General features: G+C 48.3%; 18 protein-coding genes and 1 other annotated feature. Of the genes, 9 read left to right on the top strand and 9 right to left on the bottom strand.

Annotated elements, in window-relative coordinates:
- Positions 1-34: 34 nt before the first annotated feature.
- On the bottom strand, positions 35-505 hold the full coding sequence (locus tag CWI73_RS04095; RefSeq protein WP_053952513.1) for a regulatory protein RecX: 471 nt from the start codon (positions 503-505) through the stop codon (positions 35-37).
- Between the two features lie 53 nt (positions 506-558).
- Between CWI73_RS04095 and CWI73_RS04100 the strand changes: the two genes are divergently transcribed.
- Entirely contained in the window at positions 559-1278 is a 720-nt protein-coding gene (locus CWI73_RS04100) for an SIMPL domain-containing protein (RefSeq protein ID WP_126751666.1), read from the top strand.
- A 78-nt stretch (positions 1279-1356) separates the two neighbouring features.
- On the top strand, positions 1357-3183 hold the full coding sequence (locus CWI73_RS04105) for a tetratricopeptide repeat-containing diguanylate cyclase (RefSeq protein WP_241968815.1): 1827 nt from the start codon (positions 1357-1359) through the stop codon (positions 3181-3183).
- Here CWI73_RS04105 and CWI73_RS04110 read toward each other — a convergent pair.
- The 8 genes from CWI73_RS04110 to CWI73_RS04145 form a co-directional block, all read right to left on the bottom strand.
- Entirely contained in the window at positions 3169-4215 is a 1047-nt protein-coding gene (locus CWI73_RS04110; protein ID WP_126751667.1) for an agmatine deiminase family protein, read from the bottom strand. The two genes, CWI73_RS04105 and CWI73_RS04110, sit on opposite strands and share 15 nt — an antisense overlap.
- Positions 4215-5072, bottom strand: coding sequence for a 23S rRNA pseudouridine(2605) synthase RluB (gene rluB, locus CWI73_RS04115; RefSeq protein ID WP_126751668.1), 858 nt, complete (start codon positions 5070-5072; stop codon positions 4215-4217). The genes CWI73_RS04110 and rluB overlap by 1 nt, the downstream gene beginning before the upstream one ends.
- A 2-nt stretch (positions 5073-5074) precedes the next feature.
- Positions 5075-5644 carry an SMC-Scp complex subunit ScpB gene (gene scpB / locus CWI73_RS04120; protein ID WP_100691773.1) on the bottom strand — a complete coding sequence of 190 codons (570 nt, stop codon included), beginning with the start codon at positions 5642-5644 and terminating at the stop codon, positions 5075-5077.
- Positions 5625-6440 carry a segregation and condensation protein A gene (locus tag CWI73_RS04125; RefSeq protein WP_126751669.1) on the bottom strand — a complete coding sequence of 272 codons (816 nt, stop codon included), beginning with the start codon at positions 6438-6440 and terminating at the stop codon, positions 5625-5627. Before CWI73_RS04125 ends, scpB begins: the two co-directional genes overlap by 20 nt.
- Positions 6441-6450: 10 nt before the next feature.
- Entirely contained in the window at positions 6451-7074 is a 624-nt protein-coding gene (locus CWI73_RS04130) for an L-threonylcarbamoyladenylate synthase (RefSeq protein WP_058578797.1), read from the bottom strand.
- 18 nt (positions 7075-7092) lie between these two features.
- A complete protein-coding gene (locus CWI73_RS04135) occupies positions 7093-7920 on the bottom strand; it encodes a PHP domain-containing protein (RefSeq protein WP_126751670.1) in 828 nt (275 codons plus the stop codon).
- Positions 7920-9941, bottom strand: a complete 2022-nt coding sequence (locus CWI73_RS04140) for an NADPH-dependent 2,4-dienoyl-CoA reductase (RefSeq protein WP_126751671.1) — start codon at positions 9939-9941, stop codon at positions 7920-7922. Before CWI73_RS04140 ends, CWI73_RS04135 begins: the two co-directional genes overlap by 1 nt.
- Before the next feature lie 70 nt (positions 9942-10011).
- Positions 10012-10710 (bottom strand): AsmA family protein, encoded by a 699-nt coding sequence (locus CWI73_RS04145; RefSeq protein ID WP_241968816.1) that lies wholly within the window; start codon positions 10708-10710, stop codon positions 10012-10014.
- A gap of 151 nt (positions 10711-10861) precedes the next feature.
- Here CWI73_RS04145 and CWI73_RS04150 point away from each other — a divergent pair, with 151 nt between their 5' ends.
- From CWI73_RS04150 to trpA, 7 genes are all read left to right on the top strand, one after another.
- Positions 10862-12397 carry a S10 family peptidase gene (locus tag CWI73_RS04150; RefSeq protein ID WP_126751672.1) on the top strand — a complete coding sequence of 512 codons (1536 nt, stop codon included), beginning with the start codon at positions 10862-10864 and terminating at the stop codon, positions 12395-12397.
- Positions 12398-12513: 116 nt separating this feature from the next.
- Positions 12514-12618, top strand: a sequence feature (Trp leader region).
- Positions 12619-12670: 52 nt separating this feature from the next.
- A complete protein-coding gene (locus CWI73_RS04155; RefSeq protein ID WP_126751673.1) occupies positions 12671-14299 on the top strand; it encodes an anthranilate synthase component 1 in 1629 nt (542 codons plus the stop codon).
- Positions 14296-14928: an anthranilate synthase component II gene (locus CWI73_RS04160; RefSeq protein WP_126751674.1), complete on the top strand. Its 633-nt coding sequence runs from the start codon at positions 14296-14298 to the stop codon at positions 14926-14928. The genes CWI73_RS04155 and CWI73_RS04160 overlap by 4 nt, the downstream gene beginning before the upstream one ends.
- Entirely contained in the window at positions 14925-15938 is a 1014-nt protein-coding gene (gene trpD, locus CWI73_RS04165) for an anthranilate phosphoribosyltransferase (protein WP_126751675.1), read from the top strand. The genes CWI73_RS04160 and trpD overlap by 4 nt, the downstream gene beginning before the upstream one ends.
- Positions 15931-17382: a bifunctional indole-3-glycerol-phosphate synthase TrpC/phosphoribosylanthranilate isomerase TrpF gene (trpCF, locus tag CWI73_RS04170; protein WP_126751676.1), complete on the top strand. Its 1452-nt coding sequence runs from the start codon at positions 15931-15933 to the stop codon at positions 17380-17382. The genes trpD and trpCF overlap by 8 nt, the downstream gene beginning before the upstream one ends.
- Positions 17379-18590, top strand: a complete 1212-nt coding sequence (gene trpB / locus CWI73_RS04175) for a tryptophan synthase subunit beta (protein ID WP_126751677.1) — start codon at positions 17379-17381, stop codon at positions 18588-18590. Before trpCF ends, trpB begins: the two co-directional genes overlap by 4 nt.
- Entirely contained in the window at positions 18587-19396 is an 810-nt protein-coding gene (trpA, locus tag CWI73_RS04180; protein WP_126751678.1) for a tryptophan synthase subunit alpha, read from the top strand. The genes trpB and trpA overlap by 4 nt, the downstream gene beginning before the upstream one ends.
- Positions 19397-19411: the final 15 nt, after the last annotated feature.

Here is a 19411-nt window from a genome sequence, read left to right on the forward strand (position 1 = left end):
ATACTGATAGATTATCACGAAGTCGTTGCTCAGCCTAGCTTTCTGGTCGATTGACGCAAGCGAATATTTGCTCCGAATTAAAACCTCGTTGCTGCAGAAAGCGAACTTGTTTCAGCCATTGTTTCTGGTCAGCGGGTGGTTCTTCCCCAAAACGCCGCTCCTTTAATTCCGCACATAAACTAAACCAGTCTACTTCCATTTCTTCCAGTAGCCGCTCGACAAGCTCTACCGATAATCCTTTTTGCTGGGTTGCCTGAGCTAAAATTTTCAGCCGACCTTGTTTTTGCGATACCTTTTCACGTATGAAAATTTCGGCAAACCGCTCGTCGCTTTGCCAGCCTTTTTCTTTAAAGTCTTTCAACACTGCGTCAACCATGTCGTTGGGCCAACGCTTTTGAATCAATTTTCGGCGCAACTCCTGATAGCTTTGCTCACGACGCCCTAACAGGCGAAACACCGAGTCTCTCAATGCACTTTCATCATATTCTTCTGAACTTTCACCCATGACCTATACTCCATAGCTAAGAGTTATGGGAATTCTATACAGGGACACTAATCATGACCAAGAGTTACTTAAAATCAAGCATTCTTTCGGTTTGTCTGTTAGTTCTTACAGCAGGCTTCCACCAAGTCTCACAAGCAACAGAGCAGCGCATTACGGCGACAGGCAACGGCAGCGTCAGTGCCGTGCCGGATTTAATGCGAATTACCTTCTGGATAGAAGAGCGCGGCAATAAACTCAGTTCGCAAAAGACCGTGGTCGACAATACGACTGAACGCTTACTAAACGACTTACTTAAAGAAGACGTTGCAGAAAAAGACATTCAGTCTTACCAGTTGCAAATTTACCCGCAGTACGAACAAGACTCCGACGGTAAAACCAAGCAGAGCGGCTTTATTGTCAGACGAGAGATAAAAGTGACTCTACGCAACCCTGAAAATTATGACAATGTGATTGATTTGGCTTTATCTAGAGGTGTTACCCGAGTTGGACAAGTTCAGTTCGAAATTGATGACCAACAGGCGCTTTATCAACAAGCATTAATTAATGCCTACAAACAAGCCCGGCAAAAAGCCGAGCAGTTGGCGAATACAGCCGACCTTAATCTCACCGGTACTTTAAGTATTACTGAGCGCTCAATCTCCCGCCCATTTATGATGCAAATGGCAGAAGCCAGTGTGCGTTCTGACAAGGTGTCGCTGCCGGGTCAACAAACAATTGAAGCCTCCGTCGAGGCTGTCTTTAGTGTCGAAAACGTACAAAACAAAGGTAATTAATTGATTGCGTCAGGCCGCGAGTCAGGTAGAATAACGAGCAACATTTCATTAACAGAAAAGTAGCAATTGGTTTTTAAATTGCGATTCATTTACATCGTATCGCTGTTACTGTCGTTGCCGCTCTTTGGACAAGAGTGGCAACAGCAGCGTATTGACGCAAGTAGCAATCCGGATGAATGGATAATCAAAACCAATCAATGGATAAGCCAATACGATGAAGGTCGCGAGTTCGAAAAACTCGCACTCGCTTATGCCCTGCAATCTGAGGCCTACCGCTATTCCGGCAATGAAACCAAGCTTATTGAAACCGTTAAAGAAGGTCTTCGATTCGCTAAATTAGCGGACTCTGACATTGCTTCTGCGCTGCTTCGTATCAATCAAACCTGGTATCAACTTCAGCGTGGGCAACTACAGCAAGCTAACGCCAGTGTCATTTATGCCATTGAAAACGCAAAAGCGTCGGGCAATGAAGACTTATTTATTGAAGCGGAGATACTTCACGCTCAAGTCATGCAACATGCCGGAGACATTGCCGAAGCTCTGGAAATTTTAGAAGGCTTAAACAGGGATGCATACAGCGCTATACCCAAACTTCAAGTTGAGTTTCATGGTCTTATCGGCATTATCTACACCGATGTCGGTGCCTTTGATATCGCTATTGAACACACACTTGAAGCCCTTGAGATTAGCAAGGAACATCTTGGTCAGTGGGACACCTCCGTCTTAGAGTATAACCTTGCCAGAATTTATCATCAGGCGGGTCAGCCCAATAAAGCGCGACAGCACTTTGAAACAGCTCTGGAAATAAGCCGCGAAATAGAAGATGAACTCGGTGTCGCTTATGCGATGTTCCGTTTGGGAACATTAGAGTTGGAAAATGAGAATTACCAAGCTGCTTTGTCTAACTTTGAGCAAGCCTTGCCCCAGTTCCGGGCAGCAGGCGCGCACCCCATGGAGGCCGAAACACGACTCAGCCAGGTTGAAGTTTATTTGGCAACTCAGCAAGTAGAGATCGCTCAACAAGAGCTTGAAGCCGCTACCTCATTGATTAATACACTTGACGATGACGGCCTGAAACAACGGCTTGAAAGCAAGTGGTCTCGCTATTACGAAAAAACTCAACAGTTTGAAAAAGCGCTAACACATTACAAAAGCTCGGTTGAGAAAATGAAAGCCGTGCAAGAGAACCTTCAGGACAAGCAAGTTCAGGAGGTTATGGTTCGCCTGGAGATTAAAGAGCAGGAAACAACGAACGAGCTTCTCAAAAAAGAAAACCAGATACAGCAACTAGCGTTACAAGAACAGAAAAACTCTTACTACCTTCTTATTTTAGTTATCATTTCTGTTGCTTTGCTGGTTGTTATTATTTCTGGTTTTCTGCTTCAACAATGGCGAGCGCGTAAAAACTTTGCCGAGCTCGCTCTTAAAGACGATTTAACCCAGGCCCCTAACCGCCGAGCCATTGTGCAACGTTGCAAAAAAGAGTTAGAGCAAGCTAAGGAACAAAACCGCAGCCTTGCCTTAGCAGTGGTCGACTTCGATTACTTCAAAAGTATCAACGACGAATTCGGACATGACGCCGGCGATCACGTATTACAAAGATTTGCGAAGGTCGCCGATGAGTCCCTGCGGGAACAAGACAGTTACGGCCGTTTAGGCGGTGAAGAGTGGTTGCTGCTGTTCTTAGGTGCCTCAAAAGAAGATGCCGAGCAGCTTTTCAAGCGACTTCAGGAAGGTTTGAACAGTCAGCCGATAGAAGGCATTCCTGCAGACTATCAAATTTCCTTTAGTATGGGCTTTACCGAAGCTCTGCCGGATGACTCCTTTGATGAACTCTACAAACGTGCCGATGACGTGCTTTACGACGCAAAAAACTCAGGGCGCCAGCGTTTAGTTATCGCTTAATTCTGGTAGGTTATGACTAATACAATGCAGTCCACCGCCACCTAATACCAATTCCCGCGCAGGTACACTTAATACGGTTTTATCCGGGAGCACTTCTCGTATTATCGACAAGGCAATAGCGTCTTCCGGCAAACCAAATTCCGGCACAACCACAAGAACGTCAGTCTGTAGCACATTAATATAACTGCATAGCAACGGGAGCTCTTCCGTTCTGTTTAAGCTCGTCTGCAGCTGCTCTAGACTTTCTCGTTCAATGCGTGTCGATCGCAATGGCTTAGGTAATGGAACGGCTACCTTCTGAATTGAATCAGGCAGCAGTTCGATAAACTCCGCTAATCGTTTACAAGTTGTGTAGTCAGGGTGGTTTTCGTCTTTAGTTACCGCATAGATAAGGGTATTTTCATTAAGAAATAGCGCCATATTGTCCATATGCCCCTGAGTCTCATCTGCAGTCAGAGCGCCTTCAAAGAACAACAACGACTCACCCGAAAAGCAGTCGTTTAGCTTTTTCTTAATAACTTCTTTCGATAACGACGGGTTACGCTGAATAATGCTGGATAAGCCAACAAGCCATATACCTTGACCATTATGAGTAAAGGTGCCCCCTTCTGTGACCAAATCACAGACTGATAACGAGCGTTCCAACTTTAACGACAGCTCTGAGGCTAAGGCTCTATCACACTCCACCGCTGCCTGAACGCCGCCCCAACCATCAAATTGGAACACAATACCGGATGTCTGCCTCTGCGTTGAGAACCATAGCGGCAGCGTATCTCGTAGCCAGATATCATCGTATCGTTCGACGCTAACAGAGCAACAGTCATACAGCTTCTTTGGCACAGAACCTTGGTAGTCTGGATGAACCAGTAAAGTAACGGGGGTATAGTGACTGACCAGACGCGCCAGCTCAGCAACGACTTCGCGAGCAGGCAATGCATTGTCTCGCCAAACGTCCCGGCGATAAGGCCAGGCTAAGAGTAAACGCTGGTTATCAGAAAAATCTGCTAACCAGCGCTTGGTAGAGCCTTTCATTATCTGCGACGCTTATCTGTCTTTTTATATTCGCGGTGCTTTGCCGTCGCTCGACGTATTTTAGCGAACTTACGCTGCCTGGACTCTTGATTCCGAGGGTCAATAAAGGAACGCTCTTCAGGTGGCAGTTTCACCTGCTTTCTCAACGCATTCACTTGCTCCAGCGGCATTTCCGACCAGCCACCTTGCGGTAAGCCTTGCTCAAGAGGAATGTCACCGTAACGCACACGAATCAGTCGGCTCACCTGCACTTCCTGTGACTCCCACAAGCGGCGCACTTCACGGTTACGACCTTCACTGATGGTTACGTGATACCAACGGTTCATGCCGTCACCACCAGCCGGCTTTATCGAATTAAAATGCGCTGGGCCGTCTTCTAACTGTACGCCCTTTTTAAGACGACTTATCATTTTATCGTCGACTTCACCGAAAATACGTACAGCGTATTCACGCTCAACCTGCTGGCTAGGATGCATTAACCGATTAGCTAATTCACCATCGGTAGTAAATAACAGTAAGCCCGAAGTATTAACATCCAACCTGCCAACGGCAACCCAACGTGCGCCGCTCATGCGCGGTAAACGATCATATACCGTAGGGCGGCCTTCTGGATCTTTGCGCGTACACAATTCGCCTTCGGGCTTGTGGTACATCAAAACCCGGCAGATAACCTCTTCTTCAGGCTTTATTTCAACTTCATGACCATCGATACGAACTTTTGCGTCTGCATCAACTCGCTCGCCCAGCTGTGCGACCATTCCGTTGACACGAATGCGTCCAGCCGCAATTTTGGCTTCAATTTCTCGTCTGGAACCATGTCCTGAGCGGGCTAATACCTTTTGTAACTTTTCGGTCATTCTTACTGTTCTCTCTCGTTAATCGCTGTCTCAGCGGTACGTTCATCGTCTTCATCAAGCGTATCGATATCCGGTAATTCGGATAAATCGCTTAAATTAAAATCATCTAAAAACTCTTTTGTACTGGCATACAGTTGTGGACGTCCCGGCACTTCTTTGTGGCCCACCACTTTTATCCAGTTTCGTTCCTGTAGTGTCTTAATAATATTACTACTGACACTAACCCCACGAATTTGTTCGATTTCCCCACGCGTAATGGGCTGCCTGTAGACAATCAGTGCCAGCGTTTCCAACAAGGCCTGAGAATACTTTTGTGGTTTTTCCTGCCATAACGACGCTAAGCGTTGCCCCAATTCTGCACGCGTCTGGAATCGATAACCAGAGGCGACTTTGACTAACTCAATACCGCGCTCCTGATAATCCGCTTGCAAGTCTTTCAACAACGCTTTAACCGTAGCCAATGAGGCTTCACCTTCACTCAACAACAGTTGATAAAGCTGCTCCGCCGATAATGGCTGTGGATGGGCAAACAACGCCGCTTCTATTAGTTGCTTAAGCTGTAATGGATTCATCCTGCTGACGATTTCTCAAGCTGATACGAATATCACTCATGGGTTCAACTTGTGACAATTCTACCATTGATTCCTTCACAAGTTCTAAAATTGCTAAAAAACTGACCACTGCGCCCGCACGTCCCTCTGAACGTTTGAACAACTGACTGAAGGCAACGTACTTTTTTTCTGACAACAGCTCAATAACCTGACTCATTCGTTGACGGGTCGACAGCTGCTCACGTTGAATATGATGATGGGCATTGAGTTCAACCTGCTGCAACACCCGGCTAAACGCAAGCGTTAAGTCTTCGATGGTTACTTCGGGTGGTGGTGTTGTCACATGCTCGCGCGCATCAGTTGCCACTTCGCTTAATAAAATATCCCGACCAACCTGCGGTTGTCCGTCAATATACTCCGCCCCTTCGCGTATCGCCTCATACTCCTTTAAACGCCGCACCAGCTCTGCTCGCGGGTCTTCCTCTTCATCATCTTCCTGCGGTGGCTTCGGCAACAGCAATCGGCTTTTAATTTCCGCCAATATCGCCGCCATCACCAAATAGTCCGCCGCCAACTCCAGCTTCAGCTCTTTCATCATTTCCACGTACTCGACGTACTGTCGGGTAATAGTGAGAATAGGCATATCGACAATATCGAGCTTTTGCTTGCGAATAAGGTATAAAAGCAAGTCCATAGGGCCACTGAAAGAGTCCAAAATCACTTCCAGTGCGTCGGGAGGAATGTAGAGATCTTCCGGTTTTTCAATAACCGGCTCACCACGAACAAACCCCAGTGGTAACGACTGTTGTTCAGCCATTTAATTCGCCTTAAAAGTCAAATGGTTCTGTCTCACCAGAGCCTTCACGACGTATCACCGGCGCTCCTTCTGACAGATCAACCACAGTGGTTGGCTGCTCACCTAAATGACCACCATCGACAATCAAGTCAACTAGCTTTTCGAGCTTATCCCGAATCTCTTCAGGATCCGACTCGGCCAGTTCGCCATCTCCGAGAATAAGGCTGGTCGACATTAACGGCTCATTAAGCTCTTCTAAAAGCGCCATTGCAATACGGTTGGTTGGTACACGAATACCGATAGTTTTCCGTTTTGGGTTCAACAGACGTTTGGGCACCTCTTTCGTGCCTTTTAATATAAAGGTATAAGGTCCCGGCGTGTTGTTTTTCAGTAAGCGGAACGCATCGTTGTCAACGCGGGCATAAGTTGATAATTCCGAGAGATCACGGCACATCAACGTAAAATTGTGTTCTTTATCAATATCGCGAATTCGACAAATACGGTCGGCAGCGGCCTTATCACCAATTTGGCAACCAATGGCGTAGCCTGAGTCGGTTGGGTAAACCACGACCCCGCTCTGGCGAATAATTTGTACGGCTTGCTGAATTAGACGCGCCTGAGGATTTTCCGGATGAATTTCAAAAAATTGACTCATAACCTACCCCAACCTTTTCTAGTGTGACCAATGCTCCCATATTGGCACACAGTCGGCTGGCAGACAAAGGTTTTTACCGAGCTCACGCCAATTGCCGGGGTAATGAAAATCAGACCCCTGAGACGCTTTTAAGCCATATTCCTGACTCATTTTAGCGAGCGCATCACGGTGTCCCGGTGACTGCTGGCTTAAACTGACTTCCATGCCATCAAGGCCCCACTCTTTACTTTCGACCAATAATCGACGCAACCATTTATTCGACATTTTGTAGGCGTGGGGATGCGCCAGAACAGCCTGACCGCCGGCCTTATGAATGGCTTCAATGGCCTCAGGAATGTCGCACCACTGCGGCGTGACATAAGCGCTGTTGCCCTTTCCAATGTAATGATCGAACGCTTTTTGCGGATGGCTGACAATGCCTTTTTCGACCAGGGTATCAGCAATGTGTTTACGGGTCGGCATGCCGTCAACCTGGCATTCCTCAGCAGACAACATGACACCACGCTTTTCCAGCTTTTCTAAAATGGCTGCAAAGCGGTCATAGCGCCGTTGCTGTTGTTGTGCCAGCAAATCTTTTAAATGTTCGTTGTCAGGGTCAAAGTTCAAACCAACAATATGAATTTCAAAACTTTCCCAGCGACAGCTAATTTCCACGCCGTTAATAAACTGAAGCGGCAGCTGTTCTTTTTCGACCAACGCTCTTGCTTCAGCTATACCCTCAACGCTGTCATGGTCGGTTAACGCCAGTACATCGACGTTGTGCTCGCAGGCACGACGCAACAGCTCCTCAACGGACAAGGAGCCATCTGAATGCGTGCTGTGACAATGCAGGTCGTATAAAGTCATTAAATCCTTGCTGCCAACTCAGTTCCCTGACGAATAGCACGCTTCGCATCCAACTCGGCCGCAACATCAGCGCCACCAATTAAATGTACTGATTGACCGGCCGCTTCCAGAGCGTCGTGAAGTTCACGCTGCGGCACCTGACCGGCACAAATAACGATATTATCAACTTCCAACAACTGTTTTTCACCATTGCGCTCAATTTCTATGCCCTCCGGCACAATACGATGGTAGGTGACACCGTTCCACATATTAACCGACTTACTTTTCAGCTCGTTGCGGTGCACCCAGCCGGACGTTTTACCCAAGCCTTTGCCGACTTTGCTTTCTTTACGTTGCAACAGCCATACCTGACGCGGGCTTGGCTCAGGTTGCTGGGGTTTCAAGCCGCCACGATCGCTGTAGTCTTTGTCTATACCCCAGCGCTCAGACCACTCTTTTTCATCCAGCGTCAGTGACTTTTCCGTGGTTAGGTATTCTGAGACATCAAAACCAATGCCACCGGCACCAATCACAGCCACTTTTTTACCCACAGCTTTGTGGTCACGTAAAACATCTAAGTAGCCCAGTACATGCGGTAAATCGACACCAGGAATATCCACCTGGCGAGGACTAACACCGGTCGCCAGAACCACATCATCGTATTTTTCTGCCAGCAGGCCTTCACAACTTTGCTCCTGACCTAACTTAAGCTGCACACCGGTGTCTTCAATACGGTGTTTGAAGTAACGTAAGGTTTCATAAAATTCTTCTTTGCCCGGAATTTGTTTCGCGTAATTAAATTGACCGCCAATTTCCGTAGCTTTGTCGTACAGGTCAACTTGATGTCCCCGCTCTGCGGCATTGCAAGCAAAAGCTAAGCCCGCGGGCCCAGCACCAATAACGGCCAGACGCTTTTTCTTCTCAGCGGGCTTCATCACCAGCTCCTGTTCATAGCAGGCTCTTGGGTTCACCAGACAAGAAGCTCGTTTATTCTCAAAGACATGATCTAAACACGCTTGGTTACAGGCAATGCAGGTATTAATGCGTTCAGACTGACCTTGCTCTGCTTTATTCACAAATTCTGGGTCGGCCAGTAATGGCCTTGCCATAGACACCATGTCAGCCTGGTTGCTTTCTAAAATATGCTCGGCAATTTCCGGGGTATTAATACGGTTAACGGCGACCACCGGTACCGACAACTCACGGCGTACGCGTTCAGTTATCCAGCTGAAGGCGCCACGTGGCACCGAAGTCACAATGGTTGGAACCCGTGCTTCGTGCCAGCCAATGCCGGTATTAATAATGGTTACGCCCGCCTGCTCCAGTAGCTTACCCAGCTGCAGCACTTCGTCCAGCTGATGTCCGTCTTCCACCAAATCCAGCATCGACAAACGGAAAATAATAATCGATTTTTCACCCAATGCGGCCCGCACGGCTTTAACAATTTCCAACGGAAAACGCATGCGGTTTTCAAAACTGCCACCCCAGTCGTCGGTGCGCTTATTGGTTCTTGGGCACAAAAACTGGTTAATCAGATAACCTTCTGACCCCATAATTTCAACACCATCATACCCCGCTTTTTGAGCTAGCTTAGCGCCACGCGCATAGTGTTTTATGGTTTTTAAAATCTGCCGCTCGGACATTGCTTTAGGTTTAAAAGGATTAATAGGCGCTTTTATTGCGCTCGGCGCTAACGAAAACGGATGGTAGCTGTAACGACCCGCGTGTAGAAGTTGCAGACAGATTTTACTGCCGTACTTATGAACGGCATCGGTCACCTGACGGTGTTTTCCCACGTGCCAGGGCTTGGACATTTCACTGCCAAAAGGCGCCAGCCGACCACGGAAGTTTGGACTAATACCGCCGGTAACAATAAGCCCGACACCACCTTTAGCACGCTCTTCATAAAAGCTGGCTAATTTACTAAAACCATTTTTTTCCTCTTCCAGGCCAGTATGCATTGACCCCATCAGCACTCGGTTCTTTAACGTTGTAAAGCCAAGATCCAGGGGTTTTAGTAAATTTGGGTATGAATTTGCCACGCCAACCTCTTATTTTAAACGGGTGTTTAATTTTTCCTAACTGTACTGCGTAAACCCGTTTAACTCAAGTTCAGAACGCCATAGCTTCACGCAATAAAAACCGTGAAAGCGCCATACTGTCGACTTGCAGACTCGAATTGCCGCTTCGTACCTGTTCAACAACCTGATCTAAAATCGGCCAGAGTAACTCTTTCACCTGAGCATCAGGATCTTGCATTGACTGTAAGTCAGTTAAAGCCAGCTCATCCACGTGAACACTGAGAATCGGTTCGCCTTTATCAAACAAGTTAATAGTGACATTGTCCATCACCCATTCATCGACCTGCCAGCGAAGCGGTACCGAGTTGACTTTTTGCACTTTCATGTCACTCATTTGCTGTAAAAACTCATGCAAATTCGAGCGCCCGGTGCCGTAATAAGAAACCGTTAGCTGCGCATCTGACACTGCTATTTTAGAAATATCGACACGACTACTGCCTAACGCCTGCCAATCTCCGGTCAAAACAAGCTGTTTCGCCAGCAATAGTTGGTTCTCTGGCTCTGACAATTCATCAACACGGGTCGCCAGGCGAACTTTATTTGCTGTTAAGCCGTTGGTCAGTGAGTTTACCTGTAGCTCGCTAACCTCTAAATCTGCGTTTAGCTGCTCTGACGCCATAGTTTGTAAGCCATCTTTCATGGCGTCGGACAAGCTTTGCGCAAACGCCGCAATGCTGCTCAGTGACAATAAAAGGCCACACCCCGCAGCCACTAGTTTGTTTTTCATCATTGTTAACCTCTAAAAACCCACTCTTTTAGAAAACGAGACTCAATACGAGAGTCCAATCGCAGGAATAAAACCAATAATCGCATAACCTTTGACTCTTTAAAGTAATTATTTGTTAATCTGAAGCGACATTATAAAAACGGAGAACAATCTCATGCGAAAGAGTCTCGCTCTAATTGCTTCTTTGTCACTAATGGGTTGCTCTGTAGTATCTGCACCTGTTGTTGCCGAAGAGAGTTCAACGAATCATAAACGCATGTTGCCGGTCGACACCGAAGTGGTTACCGAGCACAGCGTAGAAATTAATGGCGAAACTGTCGACTACACAGCGACAGCCGGTACTCAACCAGTATGGGACGACGAAGGTAATCCAATCGCGTCACTATTCTATACCTACTATGAGCGTCAGGATGTCGATAATCGTGAATCTCGCCCTATTGTGTACTCATTCAATGGTGGTCCGGGCTCTGCATCGGTTTGGATGCACATTGCTTACACAGGTCCAAAAGTATTAAACCTGAGCGACGAAGGTTATCCAGTTCAGCCTTATGGCGTGCAGGACAACCCGCACTCTATTCTCGATGTCGCTGACATTGTTTTCATTAACCCGGTAAATACCGGTTACTCGCGCGTTCTGCCAAATGAAGACGGCAAAATGCCTTCGCGTGCAGAGCAAAAAGAAAAGTTCTTCGGCGTTAATGCTGACGTTAAATATCTTGCCGAGTGGATGAACACCTTTACTTCGCGCATGAACCGCTGGCAGTCACCTAAGTACTTAATTGGCGAGAGCTATGGTACAACTCGAGTATCTGGCCTTGCTTTAGAGCTGCAAAACAGTCAGTGGATGTACCTGAACGGCGTTATTCTAGTGTCACCAACTGATATTGGTATTGACCGCGACGGCCCGGTAAAACAAGCTAACCAGCTGCCTTATTTTGCTGCAGCCGCCTGGTATCACGATGCACTGCCAGACGCTTTGCAAAACAAAGATCTGGAAGAAATGCTACCGGAAGTTGAGCGCTTCGCACTTGAGCAATACCTGCCAGCATTAGCGAAAGGCGCTATGTTGACCGGTGAAGCCCGCGAGCAAATGGCTGAGCGTGTGGCCTATTACTCCGGGTTATCTAAGCAAGCGGTATTAGATAACAACCTGGCGCCGAGCACCTGGTATTTCTGGAAAGAACTCCTGCGTGACCGTGACCGCACTATTGGCCGCCTTGACTCGCGCTATTTAGGTTTGGATGAAAAACGCTCAGGCGACCGTCCTGACTACAACGCAGAATTAACATCGTGGTTGCACTCGTTCACGCCAGCCATTAACTATTACCTGCGTGAAGAACTCAACTTCGAAACTGACATTAAATACAACATGTTCGGCCCGGTTCATCCGTGGGATCGCTCAAACAACAACACCGGCAAGCAGTTACGTCAGGCGATGGCTCAGAACCCTTACCTGAATGTACTGATTCAGTCAGGCTACTTTGACGGTGCTACTAACTATTTCGATGCGAAGTACAACATGTGGCACTTGGATCCGAGTACGCAAATGAGCGATCGTATCGACTTTAAAGGCTACCGCAGTGGTCACATGATGTACTTACGTCGTGCCGACCTGGAGAAAGCCAATGACGATTTACGTGAGTTTATTCGTCAGTCTGACTCTAAAGGTCAGCCGGCTGAATATAAGTAATTATTTGCATACACAAGTCAAAACAACTGTTGACAGACTTTCGCACAAGCGTTAGTTTGTCAGCATTAAAGCAAATTAAGAGAGCTATACAACTTATGTTTTTACGTACAACAACCCAACATTGGTGGTGGCACTTCCCGAACGAGCGGGTGGTGTAGTTGTGCGTGTAACGTAAATAGCTTCACTTTGAGAAACCCGCTCCTTTGAGCGGGTTTTTTATTGCCGTTTCACTGGAGCAGGTTTAAAAATCAACAAGAGAAAACGAGGTCTGAGGTGGACAACCTGACAACTGAACAAGACGGCAATTTAGAGACATTAAGAGTGTCACTGCCTTATCAAGCGGAGCCGCTGCAGGTTTACCAAAATACCTGCCAAACCAATGGTGCTCATTTATTGCTTGATTCGGCTGACATTGGTACCAAACAACAAGTCAAAAGCTTATTGCTGATTGATGCCGCGTTGCAGCTTACCTGTAACGAGCAACAAGTGACTATTCAGGCGCTGACAGACAATGGCAACGCCCTGCTTCCGTGGATTCAGAAAAAGCTCGATGGGTTTGCAACGGTTACCACGCTTGATAACGGCTTAGTCGCGGACTTCACCGTTAATGCCTCCTCACAAGGGGACGTACCGGTAGATGAAGATTCCCGGTTGCGTCAAATCAGCAATATGGAGCCATTACGCATTCTTCAGCAACAATTAATCAAAGCAAACGACACAGCACAGCAGCACCCATTTTCAGTGTTTCTTGGCGGTGCCTTTGCTTATGACTTTGTCGCCAGCTACGAACCGTTACCACAAGTTGAAGAAGGTGAGAACGACTGCCCTGATTACGTTTTTTACTTAGCTGAAACACTGCTCATTATTGATCATCAAGCGCAAACCACCGAACTGCTTGGCAGTGTTTTTGGGGGCACAGGCCGTGATAAGCGTTACCAGGCCATGAGTCAGCGTGTTGGTGAACTCGCGGCGCGCTGCCAGTTACCGGCAATAACACCCAAACCACTGCCGGTTGACGTTGAAGTAACCGCAACCCCCTCGGCTGACGAGTTTGCTTCCATTGTTACTCAACTGAAAAAGAACATCGTCGCTGGAGATATTTTCCAGGTAGTGCCATCGCGTCGATTTAAAATGCCCTGCCCGGAGCCTCTAGCCGCCTATAATCAGCTAAAGAAAAACAACCCGTCACCTTATATGTTTTTCATGAGCCACCCGGACTTCTCTCTGTTCGGCGCTTCACCAGAGTCAGCCCTTAAGTACCAAAAAGATTCGAACCAAGTCGAGCTCTACCCTATCGCCGGTACGCGCCCACGGGGAAAAAATGCCGACGGCAGTATTAACCCAGACTTAGACAGCCGTATGGAGTTAGAATTAAGACTTGACCAAAAAGAGCTGGCTGAACATTTGATGCTGGTGGACTTAGCTCGTAACGACCTGGCACGTATTAGTGAAACCGGCAGCCGTTATGTTGCCGACTTACTGCAAGTGGACCGTTACTCACAGGTCATGCATTTAGTATCACGCGTTGTGGCGAAGTTAAGAGACAACTGCGACGCTTTGCACGCTTACCGGGCTTGCATGAATATGGGCACTTTGGTCGGCGCCCCCAAAGTCAGCGCCGCGACGTTAATTCGTCAGGTAGAAAAGCAGCGTCGCGGTAGTTACGGCGGTGCGGTTGGCTATTTGGCCGGAAATGGCGACATGGATACCTGCATTGTCATCCGCTCAGCCTTCGTTAAAAACGGTGAAGCGATAGTTCAGGCTGGCGCTGGTGTCGTCCACGATTCAAACCCTGACAGCGAAGTTGCCGAAACGGAAGGCAAAGCCAAAGCCGTTATTTTAGCGATTCAACAGGCGCATTCAGGTCAGCAAAATAACGTTCAACAAGGAGTGCAATCATGACGCAACCGGCTCGTATTGTACTCATTGATAACGTTGACTCGTTTTCTTACAACCTAGTTGATGAACTAAGGCAACTGGGTTATCCGCTGGTGGTCTATCGTAATCAACTGGCTGCTGAAGATGTCATAAGACAACTAGACAATTATCAGGGACAGCAACTGGTCTGTCTGTCGCCGGGACCGGGACATCCCACTAATGCCGGTAACTTAATGGACATTATTCGTTTTTGCAGCGGTCGTATCCCAATGCTGGGTATTTGTCTGGGCTTTCAGGCACTGGTTGAAAACGCGGGTGGTCGAGTCGATACCTGTGGCGAAATTGTTCATGGCAAAACTGCAGTCATCGATACCATCGAACATGCCGCATTCACCAACGCAACCGACAACAACCAATGTGTTGTCGCTCGTTATCATTCGTTAAGTGGTTACGATCTGCCAGAAAGCGTAAAAATCATTGCTCAAATTAACGGTCCCGAAGGCAGTATTCCCATGGCTGCAGAGTTTCTTGATAGTCACGGCCACAGCGACGCTATTGGTTTTCAATTCCACCCCGAGTCGCTGCTAACGCCAAAGGGAAAACAATTACTCAGTAACAGCATTCACTATTTATTGAAAGGAGCACAGCCATGAAGGCCCTACAAACTCTGATGTCCGGTGAATCTCTGACACAAGATCAAACCCGTGAGTTTTTTCAGCGCCTGATTAAAGGCGAGCTCAACGACACTCAAGTCACTGCTGCTTTGATAGCCATGAAAATGCGTGGGGAAACACCTGCAGAACTAGCCGGGGCTGCGGAGGCCATACTATCCGCCGCTAAGCCTTTTATACGACCGGACACAACGGTTATTGACAGTTGCGGTACCGGTGGCGATGGCAGTAACACCATTAATATCTCGACTACCGCCGCTTTGGTGGCAGCCAGTATGGGACTGGCGGTTGCCAAACACGGTAATCGTAGCGTTTCCTCGCGTTCAGGGTCTGCTGACGTTTTAGAGTCGTTAAAACTGCGCGTCAATTTAGATCCGTCTGACGCTTCTTCGCAACTGGCAGATAACGGTTTTTGCTTTCTGTTTGCGCCGCACTACCACCCGGGTATTAAACACGCGATGCCGGTAAGGCAAACCTTAAAAACACGCACGCTGTTTAATTTAATCGGGCCGCTGGTGAATCCGGCACGCCCTGACGCACAACTTCTGGGCGTGTACAGCGATGAATGGGTACAACCAATGGCTGAAACCCTACAAAGATTAGGCGTAAAGCGTGCTATGGTTGTCCACGGCAGTGGTCTGGATGAGCTGGCTTTACACGGGCCGACCCGAGTTATTGAGCTACGCGACGGTGAACTTAACGAATATCAGGTCGAGCCAGCTGACTTTGGTGTTCCGTCTGCGCCGTTGAGTGAATTAAGAGGCGGTGATGCAGACTTTAATGCACGCATACTCGAAGATATTTTGGCCGGCGGCGGCAGTCCGGCTCAGCGCCACTCAGTTGCCATGAATGTTGCCGCCTTGCTGTATTTAAGCGGACAATATAACGATATGAAAGCAGCTACTGCGGCGACGCTGGAACATTTGGACACAGGACAGGCGCTGCTGCACTTACGCCGTGTTCAGGACGCTCAGGAGACGTATCATGTCTAATGCGATATCACTACAAAAAAACGTACTGAAAACCATTGTGGAACGCAAAGTTGAGCAAAACAAAGTTCAGTCTGAGCTTATGCCACTGAGTGAGATAAAGCCTCAACTAAGCCCCAGCGACAGAAGCTTATATGACGCTTTGAGCGTTGAGCAGGCGGGCTTTATTCTGGAGTGCAAAAAGGCGTCACCGTCGAAAGGTCTCATTCGTGCCGATTTTGATGCCCCTGAGCTGGCAAAAGCTTATGCACCCTACGCAGCGGCCATTTCCGTTCTGACTGAGCCCGAGTTTTTTCAGGGGCGTTTGGGTTACCTGACCGCCGTACGTCAGCAGGTAAAACGGCCAGTGCTGTGCAAAGACTTTTTTATTGATGAAGAACAGGTTTACCGTGCTCGCTACTTTGGCGCGGACGCTATTTTGTTAATGCTATCAGTGCTTAATAACGAGCAATACAACGCGCTTCGCAACGTTGCAGAGTCGCTGAACATGGACGTACTGACTGAAGTCGCTAACGAACAGGAAATGCAGCGAGCGGTCAATTTGAAAGCCAACATCATTGGTATTAATCATCGTGATTTAACCGATTTAAGTATTGATCCGAACCGGAGCGCCGAACTGGCGCCACAAGCCCCCGAGGGAGCGTTACTTATTGCGGAGTCCGGTTTCTCTACACACGCCGACATTCGTCGGGTTGCCCCTTACGTCAATGGCTTTTTAGTGGGTAGCGCACTAAGCGCCCAACCCGATGTTGATGCCGCGTGCCGAAAACTGCTCTTTGGGCAAAACAAAGTGTGTGGCTTAACACGTGCGGAAGATGCGATTAATGCCCGCTCACAAGGAGCTGCCTATGGCGGTTTGATATTCGTAGAACACTCTCCCCGGTGTATTAACATCGAGCAAGCTCAGCAACTCACAGCCGAGGTCAAAGGGCTGGACTACGTTGGTGTGTTTGCAGACACTGCCTTACAAAAAGTGATTGATGCCGTTTCTGCGGTCGGTTTGGCGGTGGTACAACTGCATGGCCACGAAGATATCGACTATGTGGTTCAGCTGCGCCAACAACTGCGTGAGCAAGGACTGGATTCAGTCAAAATATGGAAAGCACTGGCTATTGAAACGTCCGCCCAACTACCCGATTTACCCGTCGATGGCTTTGTACTGGATAATCGTAGCGGCGGCAGTGGCCAGCTGTTTGACTGGTCACTGCTGGAGGAGCTGGCACCCCAGCAGCGCCAACGTTGTCTGCTAGCAGGCGGTATTGGTCCTGAAAGTATTGATGAAGCAATAACACTTGGCTTTGCCGGCGTTGACATAAATTCCCGCGTGGAGTGGTCGCCGGGCATTAAAAATAGCCAGAAGGTATCGCAAACGTTCACGAAAATACGTCAATACGGACGATTTTCAGAGAAACAAGTGTTTAAAAATATCCAACAGGAGGCTGTATGAGTCAGTCATTACCCGCTTATTTTGGCGATTTCGGCGGCCAGTTCGTTCCTGAAATCTTATTACCGGCGCTTGAGCAACTCGAGCAAGCTTTCATTGACGCGCAGCACGACGATGAATTTCAGGCAGAATTTCGCGGCTTGTTAAAAAACTACCTTGGCAGACCGACACCGTTAAGCTTGTGCCGGAATTTGCCACTGGAAAGCCCTGGCAACACCAAGATTTACCTAAAACGTGAAGACTTACTTCACGGTGGTGCACACAAAACCAATCAGGTGCTGGGCCAGGCACTATTGGCTAAACGCATGGGCAAAACGCGTATTATTGCAGAGACCGGAGCAGGCCAGCACGGCACCGCTACGGCACTTGCCTGTGCCCTCCTCGATTTAGAATGCATTGTCTATATGGGTAAAAAAGACGCTGAGCGTCAGCAACCCAACGTATTCCGCATGGAGCTTATGGGTGCAAAAGTCGTTTCTGTCGATACCGGCAGCGGCACTTTAAAAGACGCAGTAAACGAAGCTTTAAGAGACTGGACGGCCAGTTACCCTACCACCCATTACCTGCTAGGAACAGCAGCCGGCGCGCATCCTTTTCCAACCATTGTCCGTGAGTTTCACCGCATGATTGGCGAGGAAGCCAAAGCTCAAATGAAAGAGCAAGCGGGTCGTTTACCAGACGAGGTTATTGCCTGCGTCGGCGGTGGCTCCAATGCAATTGGTATGTTTGCGGACTTCATTGATGAAGAAGGCGTTGATTTAGTGGGTGTTGAGCCTGCCGGGAAAGGTGTCGAGACCCAACATCACGGGGCTACACTCACAGCCGGCAAGCCAGGCATTTTGCATGGCTGCCTGTCGTTTTTAATGCAGGACAACGAAGGGCAAATTGAAGAGTCGTATTCCGTTTCTGCAGGCCTGGACTACCCTGGAGTCGGTCCACAACATGCGCACTTGAAAGCCATTGGCCGCGCCCGCTATGAGTCGGTAACTGATGAAGAGGCGTTAGAGGCGTTTAAGCTATTATCGCGCCATGAAGGTATTATTCCTGCGTTAGAGTCAGCGCATGCGCTCGCTTATGCGCTCAAGCGCGCAGCCGAGCCTGACGCTCCGGAAGTCTTACTGGTTAATTTGTCTGGTCGCGGCGACAAAGATATCGATCACGTTCGCCGTATTTTTAAAGCCCAAGAAAACGCTGCGGAGGATCAACAATGAGCCGCTACGAACACTGTTTTGCTGATTTAAAAACCAATCATCAAGGCGCATTTGTTCCTTTTGTCACACTTGGCGATCCAACACCAGAGCAAAGTTTGGAGGTGATAAAAGCACTCATTGATGGCGGTGCCGATGCTCTCGAGCTGGGCCTTCCATTTTCTGATCCCGTGGCAGACGGTCCTGTGATTCAGCGTGCCAATTTACGCGCGCTGGATGCCGGCACTAACTTCAACGATATACTGCGGATTTTAGAAGCTGTTCGTGACTATTCACATCACATACCGATAGGTTTATTAGTCTATGCTAACTTAGTTTACGCAAAAGGCGTTCGAGAGTTTTACCAACAAATGAAAGACGTTGGCGTCGATTCGGTACTTATTGCGGACGTTCCTGTGAAAGAAGCCAGGCGCTTTGCTGAAATAGCCAGGGAGATTGGTATCGATGCGGTATTTATTGCGCCGCCTGACGCCAGCGATGAGCTACTGCAAACCATAGCAAAGCAATGTTCAGGCTATGTGTATTTATTAAGCCGTTCAGGTGTTACCGGCGCGGAGACACAAATGCAGGCACCGGCTTCAGAGCTTATCGACAAGCTGAAGTCTGCCGGCGCACCGCCTATATTACTGGGCTTTGGTATTTCTCAACCCGAACACGTTGAAAAAGCGTTGGCAGCTGGCGCGGACGGTGCTATTAGCGGCTCAGCTGTGGTTGCGCTTATTGAGAAAAACCTCGACAATAATGCGCAACAGATAGCGGACTTAAAAGCGTTTACCCAAAGCATGAAAGCCGCCACATCGCTGAAGTAAAGAAAACCGGAGTAG

It is taken from the genome of Idiomarina piscisalsi (genome assembly GCF_003987095.1).
Taxonomy (GTDB): domain Bacteria; phylum Pseudomonadota; class Gammaproteobacteria; order Enterobacterales; family Alteromonadaceae; genus Idiomarina; species Idiomarina piscisalsi.

Excerpts from the sequence above, each read along its gene's own strand:
- trpA (WP_126751678.1), top strand. The coding sequence starts at position 18,587 with ATGAGCCGCTACGAACACTGTTTTGCTGATTTAAAAACCAATCATCAA.
- trpD (WP_126751675.1), top strand. The coding sequence starts at position 14,925 with ATGAAGGCCCTACAAACTCTGATGTCCGGTGAATCTCTGACACAAGAT.
- rluB (WP_126751668.1), bottom strand. The coding sequence starts at position 5,072 with ATGACCGAAAAGTTACAAAAGGTATTAGCCCGCTCAGGACATGGTTCC.
- CWI73_RS04150 (WP_126751672.1), top strand. The coding sequence starts at position 10,862 with ATGCGAAAGAGTCTCGCTCTAATTGCTTCTTTGTCACTAATGGGTTGC.
- CWI73_RS04100 (WP_126751666.1), top strand. The coding sequence starts at position 559 with ATGACCAAGAGTTACTTAAAATCAAGCATTCTTTCGGTTTGTCTGTTA.
- trpCF (WP_126751676.1), top strand. The coding sequence starts at position 15,931 with ATGTCTAATGCGATATCACTACAAAAAAACGTACTGAAAACCATTGTG.
- scpB (WP_100691773.1), bottom strand. The coding sequence starts at position 5,644 with ATGAATCCATTACAGCTTAAGCAACTAATAGAAGCGGCGTTGTTTGCC.
- CWI73_RS04135 (WP_126751670.1), bottom strand. The coding sequence starts at position 7,920 with ATGACTTTATACGACCTGCATTGTCACAGCACGCATTCAGATGGCTCC.
- CWI73_RS04095 (WP_053952513.1), bottom strand. The coding sequence starts at position 505 with ATGGGTGAAAGTTCAGAAGAATATGATGAAAGTGCATTGAGAGACTCG.
- CWI73_RS04125 (WP_126751669.1), bottom strand. The coding sequence starts at position 6,440 with ATGGCTGAACAACAGTCGTTACCACTGGGGTTTGTTCGTGGTGAGCCG.
- CWI73_RS04110 (WP_126751667.1), bottom strand. The coding sequence starts at position 4,215 with ATGAAAGGCTCTACCAAGCGCTGGTTAGCAGATTTTTCTGATAACCAG.
- CWI73_RS04130 (WP_058578797.1), bottom strand. The coding sequence starts at position 7,074 with ATGAGTCAATTTTTTGAAATTCATCCGGAAAATCCTCAGGCGCGTCTA.
- CWI73_RS04160 (WP_126751674.1), top strand. The coding sequence starts at position 14,296 with ATGACGCAACCGGCTCGTATTGTACTCATTGATAACGTTGACTCGTTT.
- CWI73_RS04145 (WP_241968816.1), bottom strand. The coding sequence starts at position 10,710 with ATGATGAAAAACAAACTAGTGGCTGCGGGGTGTGGCCTTTTATTGTCA.
- trpB (WP_126751677.1), top strand. The coding sequence starts at position 17,379 with ATGAGTCAGTCATTACCCGCTTATTTTGGCGATTTCGGCGGCCAGTTC.